We start from the raw sequence: 2,398 nt of genomic DNA, 5'->3' as shown, positions 1-2,398 counted from the left end.
GCCGCTTTGACCTTGTTTGGCAGTACTGACCCGGTAGTAGGCGACGGCGGGGGTGGTCATGGAAGTATGTTACAGGGCTCATGGGAGCGTTCAAGACCTGTAACAGCCGGATAACCACTGATTAACCGCTGGTGTCTGTGAGTGGCAGATCAGGCGTCAGCGCGGATTGAAGATTCGGGGCTGGCAGCTCGCTTTCCGTCCACCCTCATAAAATCTGTCAGGCCGCCAGCTTTCCGCACACGTTCTGCATCTTTGGGAAGGAGTTTTCGAACATTTACTTCGCCCATGAAGCTGAGGACGCCTCAAAGCAGATAACTAGAAATATTATTTTCTAGAGAGTAAGATATTAATATGCCTAAAATCATCGCTATCGGCAATATGAAGGGAGGCGTCGGGAAGACCACCACGGCGGTCCATCTCGCCCAGCAGCTAGGGAAAAAGCACAAGGTTTTGCTATTGGACGCTGACGAGGAATTGCAGTGCGCCCTGTCTTGGCGCGAGGGTGACTACGCCGCCTGGCGTTTTGATGCCCTGCCCTACCGGGAAGCTACGGAGAAGATGACTCTGAACTATGACTATCTAGTAATCGATACCAAGGGGAATGAGCAAGGAGGCGATCTGGTCAGCCTTGCTCAGGACAGCGATCTGCTGGTTGTGCCCACCAAACCCGACGGCCTTTCTGCCACCGGACTGATGAAGACTTTGGCCCCTTTGGTGTCTGATGGGATTCAGAATTACCGGGTCTTGATCGTGGCCAACATGGGCGGGCGAGGGGAGGAACTACGGGAGGCTTTGGCAGATCAGGATGTGCCGGTGCTCAACACGGTGGTTCGTCACAGCACGGCCGTCGGAGACGCGGCTGAGCGCCAGCGTCCGCTAGAGGCCTATACCTCGCACAAGTACGCCAAGCTTGTTGATGCGGACTACGCCGCCGTCACCCGGGAGATCCTGTCTAATGTCCGCTGATCGCAAGGCGCGCTTCAGCAATCTAGCCAGACTCAAAGGGGCTGAAGCGGCCTTGCCGGCAACAGAGGGGCCTCCTTCTCCAGAGCCGCTGGAGCCGGAACGGGTTCAGTTCGGCAGCAAGCTCAGAACGGACCTGAAGATGAAATTGAAGGTGGCGTCCGGGTACGAGGGGCGAACTCAGGTGGACATCCTTGAAGAGATCATCGAGAAGTACCTTCAGGAGCGCCATCCCAATCTCTAGATAATAATATTATAAGATATATCGTTATCTTATAATATTATTATCTAGAAAGTTAGATTGGAGAATACCCGTCCTGAACCAGTGGTAAGCGGGAAGGCTATACCGTCAGCAAAGGAGGGGAGCCATCAAGCGTCGCAAAAAGTATCTCCACACCCGGGATCCGAAAACGGGCAAGCGTCTGCTGGCGCACCGGGTGCTGGCTGAGCTGCTTCTCGGCCGTCCACTCCTGCCCCGTGAAATTGTCCACCACCGGGACGGGGACAGCACCAACAATGCCTCTGAGAACCTTCTCGTCCTCCCCAGTCAGCGTTACCACGCCCATGCCGAGTTTCACATGCGCCGCCAGAAGACGGGGATGCCAAGCCTGTTCCCGGAATTGTTTCAAGGGATCAAGCGCCCACCTGGGCCTGCCCCAATATTGCGTAGTCGAGGCTTATCTCCATCTGCGCAAAACTGGGTCACCTTCAATCGGCGCTGAGAAGGGTTCAGTTGGACTTTCGAGAATTGCCGTCCGAGCCGCGAGAAATCAGGTTGACAACATCGTGAGCGCAGGTTGTAGTTCCCAGCCTCAAGTCACCCAAATATCCAAAGTTGAATATCTCTTCTGCACATACCATATTGTTTAGTATGGAAATAATCGCTCTTCCTGTTGCCGCCAGCCTGATGGTTCTGGCCCTCCTACATGCTTACTGGGGCACGGGTGGACTGTGGCCTGGATCCAGCCGTGACACGCTGGCCGCGCAGGTCTTTGGCGGCCCCCCCGGGACACCGATGCCTTCTGTCACCGCCTGCTACGCGGTGGCTGGACTGCTGATCCTGGCGTCATGGCTGGTGCTGGCCGCATCCGGCCTGCTGTCGGCAGCGGGGTGGCCCACTGGCCTCATCCGGTCAGGCGCATTCGGGGTGGCCGGCGTCTTCGTGCTACGGGGCGGCCTGGGGTACGCGCTGCCGCGCCTGACTTCAGGCAATCCCACCTTTGCCCGGCTCAACCGCGCAATCTACTCGCCGTTGTGTCTGGGCCTGGGTGCGCTGACCCTGCTGAGCTTGTTAGGCTAAGGCGGTGACGAAGCGGCGGGGCAAAGCAGACTGGCTGGAACTGGGCTTGAAACTGCTGCGGGACGAGGGCGAACAGGCGCTGACCCTGGAACGGCTGTGTCAGGACATGGGCCTGACGAGGGGTTCGTTTTACCA

4 protein-coding genes are annotated in these 2,398 nt (G+C 57.3%); all 4 read left to right on the top strand.

Annotated elements, in window-relative coordinates:
- Positions 1-351: 351 nt before the first annotated feature.
- Entirely contained in the window at positions 352-966 is a 615-nt protein-coding gene (locus tag Q319_RS0123140; protein ID WP_051655721.1) for a ParA family protein, read from the top strand.
- A complete protein-coding gene (locus Q319_RS25160; protein ID WP_029484740.1) occupies positions 956-1,207 on the top strand; it encodes a hypothetical protein in 252 nt (83 codons plus the stop codon). Before Q319_RS0123140 ends, Q319_RS25160 begins: the two co-directional genes overlap by 11 nt.
- A 193-nt stretch (positions 1,208-1,400) precedes the next feature.
- Complete coding sequence (locus Q319_RS26685) at positions 1,401-1,685, top strand: HNH endonuclease (RefSeq protein WP_245619450.1); 285 nt, start codon at positions 1,401-1,403, stop codon at positions 1,683-1,685.
- Between the two features lie 149 nt (positions 1,686-1,834).
- Entirely contained in the window at positions 1,835-2,263 is a 429-nt protein-coding gene (locus Q319_RS0123125) for a DUF3995 domain-containing protein (protein WP_029484738.1), read from the top strand.
- The last annotated feature ends 135 nt before the right edge of the window (positions 2,264-2,398 follow it).

It is taken from the genome of Deinococcus marmoris DSM 12784, assembly GCF_000701405.1.
In the GTDB taxonomy this organism is placed as follows: Bacteria; Deinococcota; Deinococci; order Deinococcales; family Deinococcaceae; genus Deinococcus; species Deinococcus marmoris.
Note: the sequence above shows the minus strand (reverse complement) of the source record. Positions and strands in the feature narration are given on the sequence as shown.

Coding starts and splice junctions, on each gene's coding strand:
- Q319_RS0123140 (WP_051655721.1), top strand. CDS start 352: ATGCCTAAAATCATCGCTATCGGCAATATGAAGGGAGGCGTCGGGAAG.
- Q319_RS25160 (WP_029484740.1), top strand. CDS start 956: ATGTCCGCTGATCGCAAGGCGCGCTTCAGCAATCTAGCCAGACTCAAA.
- Q319_RS0123125 (WP_029484738.1), top strand. CDS start 1,835: ATGGAAATAATCGCTCTTCCTGTTGCCGCCAGCCTGATGGTTCTGGCC.